We start from the raw sequence: 13,554 nt of genomic DNA, 5'->3' as shown, positions 1-13,554 counted from the left end.
AGGTTCTGATGGCGAACGTCACACAAAACCGGCCCTTGTCGCCGCATCTGCAAATCTACAAGCCTATTCCCACCATGATCATGTCGATCGTTCACCGCATCACCGGCTGCGCGCTCTATTTCGGCACGCTGTTGGTTGCCTGGTGGCTGATCGCCGCGGCGACGGGCCAGGGCTCTTTCGAACTGGTCAACTGGATCATGGGCACGATCATCGGTCGGTTCGTGCTGTTCGGCTATACCTGGGCGTTGCTCCACCACATGCTCGGCGGTCTTCGCCATTTCATGTGGGATCTCGGCTATGGCTTCGGTAAGGAATTCTCGACCAAGCTGGCCAAGGCGACGCTCATCGGTTCGCTCTGTCTGACCGCGCTGGTCTGGATTATCGGCATCGCCATCCGGCTGGTTTGACTGGCATGATCCTGTCCGAAGCCGCCTTGCGGTCCTTCGGTTCGGGATCACGCTTTAAAGGATATTTCTTATGGATATGCGCACCCCTTTGGGCAAAGTTCGCGGTCTCGGCTCCGCCAAGGAAGGCACCGATCATTTCTGGCGTCAGCGCCTGACTGCCGTCGCCAACGTCCCGCTCTTCATTTTCTTCGTCATTTTCCTGCTGGTCTATGCCGGCGCTCCCTATGCGGAGGTCGTGCACGCGCTGTCGAACCCCTTCGTCGCCGTCATCATGGGCCTTATGCTGATCTCCGGCCTCATCCACATGAGGCTCGGCATGCAGGTCGTCATCGAGGACTATGTCCACACCGAGATCACCAAGATCATCCTTCTCATGCTCAACACATTCTTCACGATCATCATGGCGGGGCTCTGTCTCTTCGCCATTCTGAAGATCGCGTTCGTAGGATAATTGCATCATGGCACCGAACTCATCTGCTCAGAATGGGCCTGCTCAGAATGGCAAAGCCTACAAGTATGTCGATCACTCCTATGACGTGATCGTCGTCGGCGCCGGCGGCGCTGGCCTGCGCGCCACGCTCGGCATGGCCGAGCAGGGCTTCCGCACCGCCTGCATCACCAAGGTCTTCCCGACCCGTTCACATACCGTCGCAGCCCAGGGCGGCATTGCCGCCTCGCTGCAGAACATGACGCCAGACAGCTGGCAGTGGCATCTCTACGACACCGTCAAGGGTTCCGACTGGCTCGGCGACGTCGACGCGATGCAATACATGGTCATGGAGGCGCCGAAGGCGGTCTACGAGCTTGAGCATTACGGCGTGCCCTTCTCGCGCAACGAGGAAGGCAAGATTTATCAGCGCCCGTTCGGCGGCCACATGCAGAATTTCGGCGAGGGACCACCGGTGCAGCGCACCTGCGCCGCCGCCGACCGTACCGGCCACGCCATCCTGCACACGCTCTACGGCCAGTCGCTGCGCAATAATGCCGAATTCTTCATCGAGTATTTCGCGCTCGACCTCATCATGTCCGACGATGGCAGCCGCTGCACCGGCGTCGTTGCCTGGTGTCTCGATGATGGCACGATCCATCGCTTCGCCGCCAAGATGGTGGTGCTGGCGACCGGTGGTTACGGCCGCGCCTATTTCTCCGCGACTTCGGCCCATACCTGCACCGGCGACGGCGGCGGCATGGTGGCCCGCGCTGGACTGCCGCTGGAGGACATGGAATTCGTGCAGTTCCATCCCACAGGCATTTACGGTTCGGGATGTCTGATCACCGAAGGCGCGCGCGGCGAAGGCGGCTATCTCGTCAACTCCGAAGGCGAGCGCTTCATGGAGCGTTATGCTCCTTCGGCGAAGGACCTTGCCTCGCGTGACGTGGTTTCTCGCTGCATGACGCTCGAAATCCGCGAGGGTCGCGGGGTCGGCAAGAATAAGGACCACATTTTCCTGCATCTCGACCATCTCGATCCGGCCGTGCTGCATGAGCGCCTGCCGGGCATTTCCGAGAGCGCGCGCATTTTCGCCGGCGTCGACGTGACCCGCGAGCCGATCCCGGTTCTGCCGACCGTCCATTACAACATGGGCGGCATTCCGACGAACTATTGGGGCGAAGTGCTGAATGCCGACAGCAACAATCCCGAGCGCGTGTTGCCGGGTCTGATGGCTGTCGGCGAAGCCGGCTGCGCCTCGGTGCACGGCGCCAACCGTCTCGGCTCCAATTCGTTGATCGACCTTGTGGTCTTTGGCCGTGCCGCTGCCATTCGTGCCGGCGAAGTCATCGACCGCGTCAGCCCGGTGCCGCCGGTCAATGTTGCTGCCTGCGACAAGATCATGGATCGGTTCGACCGCCTGCGTCATGCCAGCGGCAGCACGCCGACGGCGGTATTGCGCGAGAAAATGCAGCGCGCCATGCAGGAAGACGCCGCCGTTTTCCGCACGCAGGAATCGCTGGAATCCGGCTGCCGCCGCATTTCGGAGATCTGGAAGGAACTGTCCGATGTTAAGGTCACCGACCGTTCGCTGATCTGGAATTCCGATCTCGTCGAGACGCTGGAACTGCACAATCTGATGACCAACGCCATCGCGACGATCTACGGCGCCGAAGCCCGCAAGGAAAGCCGCGGCTCGCATGCCCGCGAGGACTATACCGAGGGCAAGTTCGCCGGCCGCGACGACGAGAACTGGCGCAAGCATACGCTTGCCTGGGTCAACGACGCCGGCGACGTCAAGCTCGACTATCGTCCCGTCCATACCGAACTGATCGCCGAAGGCATTGATCCGCACAAGATCGAGCCCAAGGCACGCGTCTATTGATCTGAGAGGAACTGACCATGGTTGAACTCACTCTCCCCAAGAACTCTCAGATGCGTGAAGGCAAGGTCTGGCCGAAGCCGGCGGGCGCCAAGAACACCCGCGAATTCCGCGTCTATCGCTGGAGCCCGGATGACGGTCTGAACCCGTCGATCGACACCTATTACATCGATGTCGACGATTGCGGCCCGATGGTGCTCGACGGACTGCTCTACATCAAGAACAACATCGACCCGACGCTGACGCTGCGCCGTTCCTGTCGCGAGGGTATCTGCGGTTCCTGCGCGATGAACATCGACGGCACCAACACGCTTGCCTGCACCAAGGGTCTGGACGAGATCAAGGGCACGGTGAAGATCTATCCGCTGCCGCATCTGCCCGTGGTCAAGGACCTGGTGCCGGATCTGACGAATTTCTATGCCCAGCATCGCTCGATCGAGCCCTGGCTCAAGACCGTGTCACCGCCGCCGGCCAAGGAATGGAAGCAGAGCCATGAGGATCGCCTGAAGCTCGACGGCCTCTATGAATGCATCCTCTGCGCCTGCTGCTCGACCTCCTGTCCGAGCTACTGGTGGAACGGCGACCGCTATCTCGGTCCGGCTGTTCTCCTGCAGGCCTACCGCTGGCTGATCGACAGCCGCGACGAGGCAACGGGCGAGCGCCTCGACAATCTCGAGGACCCTTTCCGCCTCTATCGCTGCCACACGATCATGAACTGCGCCCAGACCTGCCCGAAGGGCCTGAACCCGGCCAAGGCGATTGCTGAGATCAAGAAGATGATGGTCGAGCGGCGGGTCTGACCGCCGGCGATCGTTCGTTCATCGCATTGGACGATGAGGATTAGAGCGCATGATGACGGGAGCCGCTGCCGAAAACGGTTGCGGCTCGCGGTTTTTTAACGGTCTCGCTTGTGCCTCGTTGCGGCATTTCAAGGCGGCTCCGCCATCATGGAAGCGCGATAAAAGGATGCAGGAATTCGCCGATGACTTCTATCGGGATGAGGTTTGGCGCGCTAAGCCTTGAAATCACCGGATTCTTGCACAGCTATGGCGTCCGGCGATTTATGCCTGTATCGACTTGATTAACCAAAGTGAAATACGCTAGTTCCAATTTGATAAGCGCCAGTTTCCCAATGTCGGCGGTGGACGATTAGGAGTATGATGATGCAATTGAGATATGCAGTGACGGCTGCGGCGATAGGTCTGTCGCTTGCCGGTTGCCAGCGCACAGCATACAACAACGACGATACGTCCTATTCGCGGCCGCCACCCTTGCAGGCCCAGCCTGTTCCTTCCGTCCAGTCCAGCCAGCTACCGCCGACGAATGGCAGCGATGGTTCGCAGTTTCCTGCGGCGCCGTCGAATGCGCCGAACGCGGCCAATCAGCAGCAACAGCAGGCAATGGCCGCATCCGCGCAGGATGTGACCAAGGAATCAATGGTCGGCAGCTGGAAAGTCAGCAACGGCGGTGCGAGCTGCGACATGTTCCTGACGCTCACCAATCTCGGCGGCGGGTCGCGCGGCGGCACGCGCGGTTGTGCGGGCGAGCTGACGTCGATGGGCTCCTGGGAAGTGTCCGGCAAGCAGGTCATCCTCAAGAACCGCGATGGCACCCAGATCGGGTCGGTCTACAAGACGGCCGATTCGCGCTACGATGGTTCGACAGCGTCCGGTCAGCCGCTCAGCCTTAGCCGATAAAGCTCTTTTGAAGGGGTCGGCCGTTCGGGCCGGTTCCCCTTTGCACAGGTGGATATTTCCCCATGCAGCCCATGCCCGATTATTCCATCAGCGTCGGCGAGCAGCTGAAGGCGCTGACGGCCTCTGGATCGCTTCAGGTGGATTCGGCGCAGATGGATGTGGCGAAATCCCTGGACCGCGTGCTTGCCAACCTCAAGCAGAAGCGTCCGGCAATCAAATCGAGCGCTCTTGGCTGGATGTTCGCGCGCAAGAAGCCGGTCGAGATCGTTCGCGGTCTCTACATCCATGGCAGTGTCGGGCGCGGCAAGACCATGCTGATGGACATGTTCTTCGCCATGGCGCCTGCCAAGAAGAAGCGCCGGGCGCATTTCCATGAGTTCATGGCCGATGTGCACAATCGCATCGCCGCTCACCGGCTGAAATTCAAGAATGGTGAGACCAAGCAGGCCGATCCGGTGCTGCCGGTCGCGGCCGACCTCTATCGCGAGGCCGAGCTGCTGTGCTTCGACGAATTCACCGTGACCGACATTGCCGATGCGATGATCCTGTCGCGGCTGTTTTCCGAGCTGTTCTCGCTCGGCTGCGTGCTGGTCGCCACCTCGAATGTCGAGCCCGACAATCTTTATCGCGACGGCCTCAATCGCGGCCTGTTCCTGCCCTTCATCGATCTGCTGAAACGCCATGTCGAGGTCGTCACGCTGGATTCGCCGACCGACTACCGGATGGAGAAGCTGAACAGCCAGCCGGTCTATCTGATCCCGATCGACGAGCGGACCGACATGGCGATGGAGGCATCCTGGGTGCAGGCGCTGCATGGCCGCAAGGCGCAGCCCGTGGACATCCCGATGAAGGGGCGGTCCATCCATGTGCCGCTTGCCGCCGATCGCATGGCGCGTTTTTCCTTCGCCGATCTCTGCGACGCGCCGCTGGGTGCTGCCGACTTCCTGGCGATCGCCAAGCGGTTCGACACGATCTTTCTTGATCGCGTGCCGCAGCTTGGACCGGAAAAACGCAACCAGACCAAGCGCTTCATCATCCTCATCGACACGCTTTACGATCACGCCATTCGGCTTTACATTTCGGCGGCGGCGATGCCGGAGGATCTGCTGGTCGAAAGGCGCGGCACGGAAGGGTTCGAATTCGACCGCACCGCATCGCGTCTTTTCGAGATGCGCAGCGCCGAATATCTCGCTCAGACTCCCGCAAAACGGGCTGCCGAGTAACAGATTGGTGACAGAATGTCTTACGTTTACGTAAGACATTATCGATCTAACCGATTGAAATCCCTGCTCTCAAAATAATCAATTGCCAATTTCGGCTGTTGGGTCTATGCGATTGGCGGCAATGGTGGATGCCTTGTGGGCGTCCCGCCACGGATTTTGATCGCAAAGGATACCCCGAAATGGCGCGCAACAAGATCGCACTTATTGGTTCTGGCATGATTGGTGGCACGCTGGCGCATCTCGCCGGCCTGAAGGAACTGGGCGACATCGTCCTGTTCGACATCGCGGACGGCATTCCCCAGGGCAAGGGTCTCGATATTGCCCAGTCTTCGCCGGTTGAAGGCTTCGACGCCAACCTGACTGGCGCCAGTGATTATTCCGCGATCGAAGGTGCTGACGTCTGCATCGTTACCGCCGGCGTCGCCCGCAAGCCGGGCATGAGCCGCGACGATCTTCTCGGCATCAACCTCAAGGTCATGGAGCAGGTCGGCGCCGGCATCAAGAAGTATGCCCCGAACGCTTTCGTGATCTGCATCACCAACCCGCTCGACGCCATGGTCTGGGCGCTGCAGAAGTTCTCGGGTCTCCCGGCCAACAAGGTCGTCGGCATGGCCGGCGTGCTCGATAGCTCGCGCTTCCGCCTCTTCCTTGCCAAGGAATTCAACGTTTCCGTCGAAGACGTCACCGCTTTCGTTCTCGGTGGCCATGGCGACTCGATGGTACCGCTCGCCCGCTACTCCACGGTTGCCGGCATTCCGCTGACGGACCTGGTCACCATGGGCTGGCTCACCGCCGAGCGCCTGGAAGAGATCATTCAGCGCACCCGTGACGGCGGCGCCGAAATCGTCGGCCTGCTGAAGACCGGCTCGGCCTACTACGCTCCGGCTGCTTCCGCCATCGCAATGGCTGAATCCTACCTCAAGGACAAGAAGCGCGTCCTGCCCTGCGCTGCCCATCTCGATGGCCAGTATGGCGTCAAGGACATGTATGTCGGCGTTCCCACGGTCATCGGCGCCGGCGGCATCGAGCGCATCATCGAGATCGACCTGAACAAGGCCGAGAAGGAAGCCTTCGACAAGTCGGTCGCATCCGTCGCCGGCCTTTGCGAAGCCTGCATCGCCATCGCGCCGTCGCTGAAGTAATTTCCGCGTTATAACAGGGATAAACCCATGAACATTCATGAATATCAGGCCAAGGCTCTGCTGAAGACCTTTGGCGCACCCGTCGCGGACGGCGTTGCCATCTTCTCCGCCGAGGAAGCCGAAGCCGCCGCAAAGCAGCTTCCAGGCCCGCTTTACGTCGTCAAGAGCCAGATCCATGCCGGCGGTCGCGGCAAGGGCAAGTTCAAGGAACTCGGCCCCGACGCCAAGGGCGGCGTTCGCCTCGCCAAGTCGATCGAGGACGTCGTTGCCAATTCCAAGGACATGCTCGGCAATACGCTGGTGACCAAGCAGACCGGCCCGGCCGGCAAGCAGGTCAACCGCCTCTACATCGAAGACGGCGCCGACATCGATCGCGAACTTTACCTCTCGATCCTGGTCGATCGTTCGGTCGGTCGGGTTGCCTTCGTCGTATCGACCGAAGGCGGCATGGACATCGAGACTGTCGCGCACGACACGCCGGAAAAGATCATCACCGTTGCCATCGATCCGGCTGCTGGTGTGACCGCTGCTGACTCGACCGCCATTTCCGACGCGCTGAAGCTCGAAGGGGCTGCCCGCGAAGACGGCGCCAAGCTGTTCCCGATCCTCTACAAGGCCTTCGTCGAGAAGGACATGGCCCTGCTCGAAGTCAACCCGCTGATCGTCATGACCAACGGCCGCCTGCGCGTTCTCGACGCCAAGGTCTCCTTCGACGGCAACGCGCTGTTCCGTCATGAAGACATCCGCGCGCTGCGCGACAAGTCGGAAGAAGACGAGAAGGAAATCCAGGCTCACGAATACGACCTGGCTTACGTTGCCCTCGATGGCAACATCGGCTGCATGGTCAACGGTGCCGGCCTTGCCATGGCAACCATGGACATCATCAAGCTCTACGGCGCTGAGCCGGCGAACTTCCTCGATGTCGGCGGTGGCGCCACGAAGGAAAAGGTCACCGCGGCCTTCAAGATCATCACCGCCGATCCGGCCGTCCAGGGTATTCTGGTCAACATCTTCGGCGGCATCATGAAGTGTGATGTCATTGCCGAAGGCGTGCTCGCAGCCGTCAAGGAAGTCGGCCTGAAGGTTCCGCTCGTTGTTCGCCTCGAAGGCACCAACGTCGAGCTCGGCAAGAAGATCATCAATGAATCCGATCTCGATGTCATCTCTGCCGATGACCTGGACGATGCCGCCCAGAAGATCGTCAAGGCAGTCAAGGGAGCCTGAGGCAAGATGTCCATTCTCATCAACAGAGACACCAAGGTTCTCGTTCAGGGCCTGACCGGCAAGACCGGCACCTTCCACACCGAGCAGGCGCTAGCCTATCACGGCACGAAGATGGTCGGCGGTATCCATCCTTCCAAGGGTGGCGAAACCTGGACCGGCAAGGAAGGCGAAAAGCTGCCGATCTTCAAGTCGGTCGCTGAAGGCAAGGACGCCACCGGCGCCAATGCTTCGGTCATCTACGTTCCGCCGGCAGGGGCTGCCGCTGCGATCCTCGAAGCGATCGACGCGGAAATCCCGCTGATCGTCTGCATCACGGAAGGCATTCCGGTTGCCGACATGGTCAAGGTCAAGGATCGCCTCGACAAGTCGAAGTCCCGCCTGATCGGACCGAACTGCCCCGGCGTCATGACGCCGAACGAATGCAAGATCGGCATCATGCCGGGCTCCATCTTCAAGAAGGGCTCGGTCGGCGTTCTCTCGCGTTCGGGCACGCTCACTTATGAAGCCGTGTTCCAGACCACCAATGAAGGCCTCGGCCAGACGACGGCTGTCGGCATCGGCGGCGACCCGGTCAAGGGCACGGAATTCATCGATATCCTCGAGATGTTCCTCGCCGACGACGAAACCAAGTCGATCATCATGATCGGCGAAATCGGCGGTTCGGCTGAAGAAGAAGCCGCGCAGTTCCTCAAGGACGAAGCCAAGAAGGGCCGCAAGAAGCCGATGGTCGGCTTTATCGCTGGCCGCACGGCACCTCCCGGCCGCACCATGGGCCATGCAGGTGCTGTGATCTCCGGCGGCAAGGGCGGCGCGGAAGACAAGATTGCGGCGATGGAAGCGGCAGGCATTCGCGTGTCGCCGTCGCCGGCGCGTCTCGGCAAGACGCTGGTGGAAGTCCTGAAGGGCTGAACCTACCTATAGCAAGACCCGGACGGGGAGCGGCAATCGCCCATCCCGTCCGGCCCTCCAATTCGTAAGTGCAGATGTGCGGTCCAAGCGGCCGTGGACGAAATACGGTCGCCGGATGTCCATAAGCCGGCAATGCAAACAAGTCGGGAGGCGGACGAAGGCGTCCGCATATCACCATGGCAAGGCAAGAAGCCAACGAGCAATTTCAGATCACTTCGTTCCTGGATGGCGCGAACGCTGCTTATATCGAGCAGCTTTACGCGCGCTACGAGGAAGACGCATCGTCGGTGTCCGACGAATGGCGGTCCTTCTTCAAGGCGCTGGATGACAGTCCCGACGATGTGAAGCGGGCGGCCAAGGGCGCCTCGTGGCAGCGCAAGAACTGGCCGATCCCGGCCAATGGCGAGCTTGTCTCAGCGCTCGACGGCAATTGGGGCATTGTCGAAAAGGTCATTGAGACCAAGGTGAAGGCCAAGGCCGAAGCCCAGGGCAAGCCGGCCGACACCGCAGATATCCTGCAGGCGACGCGCGATTCCGTCCGCGCCATCATGATGATCCGCGCCTATCGCATGCGCGGCCATCTGCACGCCAAGCTCGACCCGCTCGGCATCGCCGCCGCGGTCGAAGACTACAAGGAACTGTCGCCGGAAGCTTACGGCTTCACCGAGGCCGACCTCGACCGGAAGATCTTCATCGATAACGTGCTCGGCCTCGAATATGCGAGCGTGCGCGAAATGATCGAGATCCTCGAGCGCACCTACTGTTCGACGCTCGGCGTCGAATTCATGCATATCTCCAATCCGGAAGAAAAGGCGTGGATCCAGGAACGTATCGAAGGCGTCGACAAGGGCATTGCTTTCAATCCGGAACGCAAGAAGGCGATCCTGCAGAAGGTCATCGAAGCCGAGGGCTACGAGCAGTTCCTTGACGTCAAGTTCAAGGGCACCAAGCGTTTCGGCCTCGACGGCGGTGAATCGCTGATCCCGGCTCTGGAACAGATCCTGAAGAGCGGCAGCCAGCTCGGCCTCAGGGAAGCTCTGTTCGGCATGGCTCATCGCGGCCGCCTGAACGTGCTGTCCCAGGTCATGGGCAAACCGCACCGGGCGATCTTCCACGAGTTCAAGGGCGGCTCCTACGCGCCTGACGAAGTCGAAGGCTCTGGCGACGTCAAGTACCATCTCGGCGCCTCCTCGGACCGCGATTTTGACGGCAACAAGGTGCATGTTTCGCTGACGGCCAATCCGTCGCATCTGGAAATCGTCAATCCCGTCGTCATGGGCAAGGCCCGCGCCAAGCAGGATATGGGCGCCACCCTCTGGGATGGCGACATCATTCCGCTGTCCGAGCGCGCCAAGGTCGTGCCGTTGCTGATCCACGGCGACGCCGCTTTTGCCGGCCAGGGCGTGGTTGCCGAAATCCTCGGCCTGTCGGGCCTGCGCGGCCACCGCGTCGCCGGCACGATGCATGTCATCATCAACAACCAGATCGGCTTCACCACCAATCCGGCCTTCTCGCGCTCGTCGCCCTATCCGTCCGACGTTGCGAAGATGATCGAAGCGCCGATCTTCCATGTGAATGGCGACGATCCGGAAGCCGTTGTTTATGCGGCCAAGATCGCCACCGAATTCCGCATGAAGTTCCACAAGCCTGTCGTTCTCGACCTGTTCTGCTACCGCCGCTATGGCCACAATGAAGGCGACGAGCCCTCCTTCACGCAGCCAAACATGTATAAAGTCATCCGCGCCCACAAGACGGTCCTGCAGCTCTATTCCGAGCGGCTGGTTGCCGAGGGAGTGCTGACCGACGGCGAAGTCGAAAAGATGAAGGCCGACTGGCGCGCCCATCTCGAGCAGGAGTTCGAGGCCGGCCAGCATTACAAGCCGAACAAGGCCGACTGGCTGGACGGCGAGTGGTCGGGTCTGCATGCGGCCGACAATGCCGACGAACAGCGCCGCGGCAAGACCGCCGTACCGATGAAGACGCTGAAGGAGATTGGTCGCAAGCTGTCGGAAATTCCGGACGGCTTCCATGCGCACCGCACCATCCAGCGTTTCATGGAAAACCGCGCCAACATGGTGAAGACCGGCGAAGGCATCGACTGGGCCATGGCGGAGGCGCTTGCTTTCGGCGCGCTTGTTGTCGAAGGCCACAAGATCCGTCTTTCTGGCCAGGATTGCGAGCGCGGTACGTTCTCGCAGCGTCATTCGGTTCTCTACGATCAGGAAACCGAAGAGCGCTATATTCCGCTCGCCAACCTGTCGCCGACCCAGGCCCGCTACGAAGTCATCAACTCGATGCTGTCGGAAGAAGCGGTTCTCGGTTTCGAATACGGCTATTCGCTGGCCCGTCCGAATGCGCTGACGCTCTGGGAAGCCCAGTTCGGCGACTTCGCCAACGGTGCGCAGGTCATCTTCGACCAGTTCATCTCGTCTGGCGAACGCAAGTGGCTGCGCATGTCCGGCCTCGTCTGCCTGCTGCCGCACGGCTATGAAGGCCAGGGTCCGGAACACTCCTCGGCCCGCCTCGAACGCTTCCTGCAGCTTTGCGCCGAAGACAACATGCAGGTCGCCAATGTTACGACGCCGGCTAACTACTTCCACATCCTGCGCCGTCAGCTGAAGCGCGACTTCCGCAAGCCGCTGATCCTGATGACGCCGAAGTCGCTGCTGCGTCACAAGCGCGCCGTGTCGAGCCTGGCGGAGATGGCGGGAGAATCCTCCTTCCATCGCCTGCTTTGGGACGATGCGGAAGTGATAAAGGACGGCCCGATCAAGCTGCAGAAGGACAACAAAATCCGTCGCGTCGTCATCTGCTCGGGCAAGGTCTATTACGACCTGCTGGAAGAGCGCGAAAAGCGCGGCATCGACGATATCTACCTGCTGCGCATCGAACAGCTCTATCCGTTCCCAGCCAAGGCGCTGATCAACGAGCTCAGCCGCTTCCGCAATGCGGAGATGGTCTGGTGCCAGGAAGAGCCGAAGAACATGGGCGCGTGGTCCTTCATCGATCCTTATCTGGAATGGGTGCTCGCCCATATCGATGCCAAGTACCAGCGGGTCCGCTACACTGGCCGTCCGGCCGCCGCCTCTCCGGCGACGGGCCTGATGTCCAAGCACCTGTCGCAGCTGGCGGCATTCCTCGAGGATGCGCTCGGCGGTTAAGCAAGGGGTTGCGCGATGGCCTATTTTCATTTGAAACTTGTGCCATCGCGCTCCGGCTTTCCGCATGACGCCACAGGGGAGGAGATGGCCGCCATGCAGCAACACGCCGCCTTTGAGCCGACAGCGTCTTCGGCATGCGCGTCATCGACATCGGAAATGCCGATACTCTCGATCATTCCCCGGCCATCTGTCGCCGGAAATTCTATCTAACTCATAAGACGAAAAATCAGGATCTGAACAATGGCCACTGAAATCCGCGTTCCTACCCTCGGCGAGTCCGTCAGCGAAGCGACCGTCGGCACCTGGTTCAAGAAGGTTGGCGACGCCATCAAGGTCGATGAGCCGATTGTCGAGCTGGAAACCGACAAGGTGACGATCGAAGTTCCCTCGCCGATTGCCGGCACGCTGTCCGAAATCGTCGCCCAGGCCGGTGAGACTGTCGGTCTCGGCGCGCTGCTCGGCCAGATCTCGGCTGGCAATGGTGCTGCCGCTGCTCCGGCCGCTGCTGCTGCACCCGCTCCGGCTGCTGCTACTGCCCCGGTTGCCGCACCTACCGTTTCCGCTCCGGCGTCCGCCATGCCGCCGGCACCTGCCGCCGCCAAGCTGCTTGCCGAAAGCAATGTTTCCGCCGATCAGGTCGATGGCAGTGGCAAGCGTGGCCAGGTCCTGAAGGGCGATGTGATCGCTGCCGTTGCCAAGGCCGCTTCGGCGCCTGCCGCAGTCCCGGCCGCTCCGGTTGCCGCGCGCGCGCCGACGACGGTCGAGGACGCCGGTCGCGAAGAGCGCGTCAAGATGACCCGCCTGCGCCAGACGATCGCGCGCCGCCTCAAGGATGCGCAGAACACGGCCGCCATGCTCACCACTTATAACGAGGTGGACATGAAGGCCGTCATGGACCTGCGCAACAAGTACAAGGACATCTTCGAGAAGAAGCACGGCGTGAAGCTCGGCTTCATGGGCTTCTTCACCAAGGCCGTCACGCATGCGCTGAAGGAACTCCCGGCCGTCAATGCCGAGATCGACGGCACCGACATCGTCTACAAGAACTACTGCCACATCGGCATGGCTGTCGGCACCGACAAGGGCCTGGTCGTTCCCGTCATCCGCGATGCCGACCAGATGTCGATTGCCGAGGTCGAGAAGGAGCTTGGCCGTCTGGCGAAAGCTGCCCGCGACGGCACGCTGTCGATGGCTGACATGCAGGGCGGCACCTTCACCATCACCAATGGTGGTGTCTACGGTTCGCTGATGTCCTCGCCGATCCTGAATGCGCCGCAGTCGGGCATTCTCGGCATGCACAAGATCCAGGAACGTCCGGTCGCCATCGGCGGTCAGGTCGTCATCCGCCCGATGATGTATCTGGCGCTCTCCTATGACCACCGCATGGTCGACGGCAAGGAAGCCGTGACCTTCCTCGTGCGCGTCAAGGAAAGCCTGGAAGATCCGGAACGTCTCGTTCTCGATCTCTAAGGGAGCGCT

Annotated in this window: 11 protein-coding genes; all 11 read left to right on the top strand. The window is 61.0% G+C overall.

Features of this window, described 5'->3' with window-relative positions; genetic code table 11:
• The first annotated feature begins 8 nt into the window (after window positions 1-8).
• The 11 genes from sdhC (at window position 9) to odhB (ending at window position 13,545) form a co-directional block, all read left to right on the top strand.
• Window positions 9-407, top strand: coding sequence for a succinate dehydrogenase, cytochrome b556 subunit (gene sdhC / locus EX00_RS30010; protein ID WP_047466091.1), 399 nt, complete (start codon window positions 9-11; stop codon window positions 405-407).
• A 70-nt stretch (window positions 408-477) separates the two neighbouring features.
• Window positions 478-858: a succinate dehydrogenase, hydrophobic membrane anchor protein gene (gene sdhD, locus EX00_RS30005; protein ID WP_047466090.1), complete on the top strand. Its 381-nt coding sequence runs from the start codon at window positions 478-480 to the stop codon at window positions 856-858.
• Window positions 859-865: 7 nt separating this feature from the next.
• On the top strand, window positions 866-2,722 hold the full coding sequence (gene sdhA, locus EX00_RS30000; RefSeq protein WP_047466088.1) for a succinate dehydrogenase flavoprotein subunit: 1,857 nt from the start codon (window positions 866-868) through the stop codon (window positions 2,720-2,722).
• A gap of 17 nt (window positions 2,723-2,739) precedes the next feature.
• Window positions 2,740-3,519, top strand: coding sequence for a succinate dehydrogenase iron-sulfur subunit (locus EX00_RS29995; protein ID WP_047466082.1), 780 nt, complete (start codon window positions 2,740-2,742; stop codon window positions 3,517-3,519).
• 363 nt (window positions 3,520-3,882) lie between these two features.
• Window positions 3,883-4,416 (top strand): protease inhibitor Inh/omp19 family protein, encoded by a 534-nt coding sequence (locus EX00_RS29990; RefSeq protein ID WP_047466395.1) that lies wholly within the window; start codon window positions 3,883-3,885, stop codon window positions 4,414-4,416.
• A 62-nt stretch (window positions 4,417-4,478) separates the two neighbouring features.
• Window positions 4,479-5,639: a cell division protein ZapE gene (gene zapE, locus EX00_RS29985; protein ID WP_047466080.1), complete on the top strand. Its 1,161-nt coding sequence runs from the start codon at window positions 4,479-4,481 to the stop codon at window positions 5,637-5,639.
• 179 nt (window positions 5,640-5,818) lie between these two features.
• The gene (mdh, locus tag EX00_RS29980; RefSeq protein ID WP_047466077.1) at window positions 5,819-6,781 is read left to right on the top strand and encodes a malate dehydrogenase; all 963 of its coding nucleotides are present in this window, start codon (window positions 5,819-5,821) and stop codon (window positions 6,779-6,781) included.
• A 27-nt stretch (window positions 6,782-6,808) separates the two neighbouring features.
• Window positions 6,809-8,005: an ADP-forming succinate--CoA ligase subunit beta gene (sucC, locus tag EX00_RS29975; protein ID WP_047466075.1), complete on the top strand. Its 1,197-nt coding sequence runs from the start codon at window positions 6,809-6,811 to the stop codon at window positions 8,003-8,005.
• 6 nt (window positions 8,006-8,011) lie between these two features.
• The gene (gene sucD, locus EX00_RS29970) at window positions 8,012-8,914 is read left to right on the top strand and encodes a succinate--CoA ligase subunit alpha (protein WP_047466074.1); all 903 of its coding nucleotides are present in this window, start codon (window positions 8,012-8,014) and stop codon (window positions 8,912-8,914) included.
• 176 nt (window positions 8,915-9,090) lie between these two features.
• Complete coding sequence (locus tag EX00_RS29965; RefSeq protein WP_047466072.1) at window positions 9,091-12,075, top strand: 2-oxoglutarate dehydrogenase E1 component; 2,985 nt, start codon at window positions 9,091-9,093, stop codon at window positions 12,073-12,075.
• A gap of 240 nt (window positions 12,076-12,315) precedes the next feature.
• Window positions 12,316-13,545 carry a 2-oxoglutarate dehydrogenase complex dihydrolipoyllysine-residue succinyltransferase gene (gene odhB / locus EX00_RS29955; protein WP_047466065.1) on the top strand — a complete coding sequence of 410 codons (1,230 nt, stop codon included), beginning with the start codon at window positions 12,316-12,318 and terminating at the stop codon, window positions 13,543-13,545.
• Window positions 13,546-13,554 lie beyond the last annotated feature (9 nt).

Source organism: Martinezella rhizogenes (assembly GCF_000799715.1).
Taxonomy (GTDB): Bacteria; Pseudomonadota; Alphaproteobacteria; order Rhizobiales; family Rhizobiaceae; genus Rhizobium; species Rhizobium rhizogenes_C.
This window is presented reverse-complemented; position numbering and strand designations above follow the sequence as displayed.

Coding starts and splice junctions, on each gene's coding strand:
- sdhC (WP_047466091.1), top strand. CDS start 9: ATGGCGAACGTCACACAAAACCGGCCCTTGTCGCCGCATCTGCAAATC.
- sdhD (WP_047466090.1), top strand. CDS start 478: ATGGATATGCGCACCCCTTTGGGCAAAGTTCGCGGTCTCGGCTCCGCC.
- sdhA (WP_047466088.1), top strand. CDS start 866: ATGGCACCGAACTCATCTGCTCAGAATGGGCCTGCTCAGAATGGCAAA.
- EX00_RS29995 (WP_047466082.1), top strand. CDS start 2,740: ATGGTTGAACTCACTCTCCCCAAGAACTCTCAGATGCGTGAAGGCAAG.
- EX00_RS29990 (WP_047466395.1), top strand. CDS start 3,883: ATGCAATTGAGATATGCAGTGACGGCTGCGGCGATAGGTCTGTCGCTT.
- zapE (WP_047466080.1), top strand. CDS start 4,479: ATGCAGCCCATGCCCGATTATTCCATCAGCGTCGGCGAGCAGCTGAAG.
- mdh (WP_047466077.1), top strand. CDS start 5,819: ATGGCGCGCAACAAGATCGCACTTATTGGTTCTGGCATGATTGGTGGC.
- sucC (WP_047466075.1), top strand. CDS start 6,809: ATGAACATTCATGAATATCAGGCCAAGGCTCTGCTGAAGACCTTTGGC.
- sucD (WP_047466074.1), top strand. CDS start 8,012: ATGTCCATTCTCATCAACAGAGACACCAAGGTTCTCGTTCAGGGCCTG.
- EX00_RS29965 (WP_047466072.1), top strand. CDS start 9,091: ATGGCAAGGCAAGAAGCCAACGAGCAATTTCAGATCACTTCGTTCCTG.
- odhB (WP_047466065.1), top strand. CDS start 12,316: ATGGCCACTGAAATCCGCGTTCCTACCCTCGGCGAGTCCGTCAGCGAA.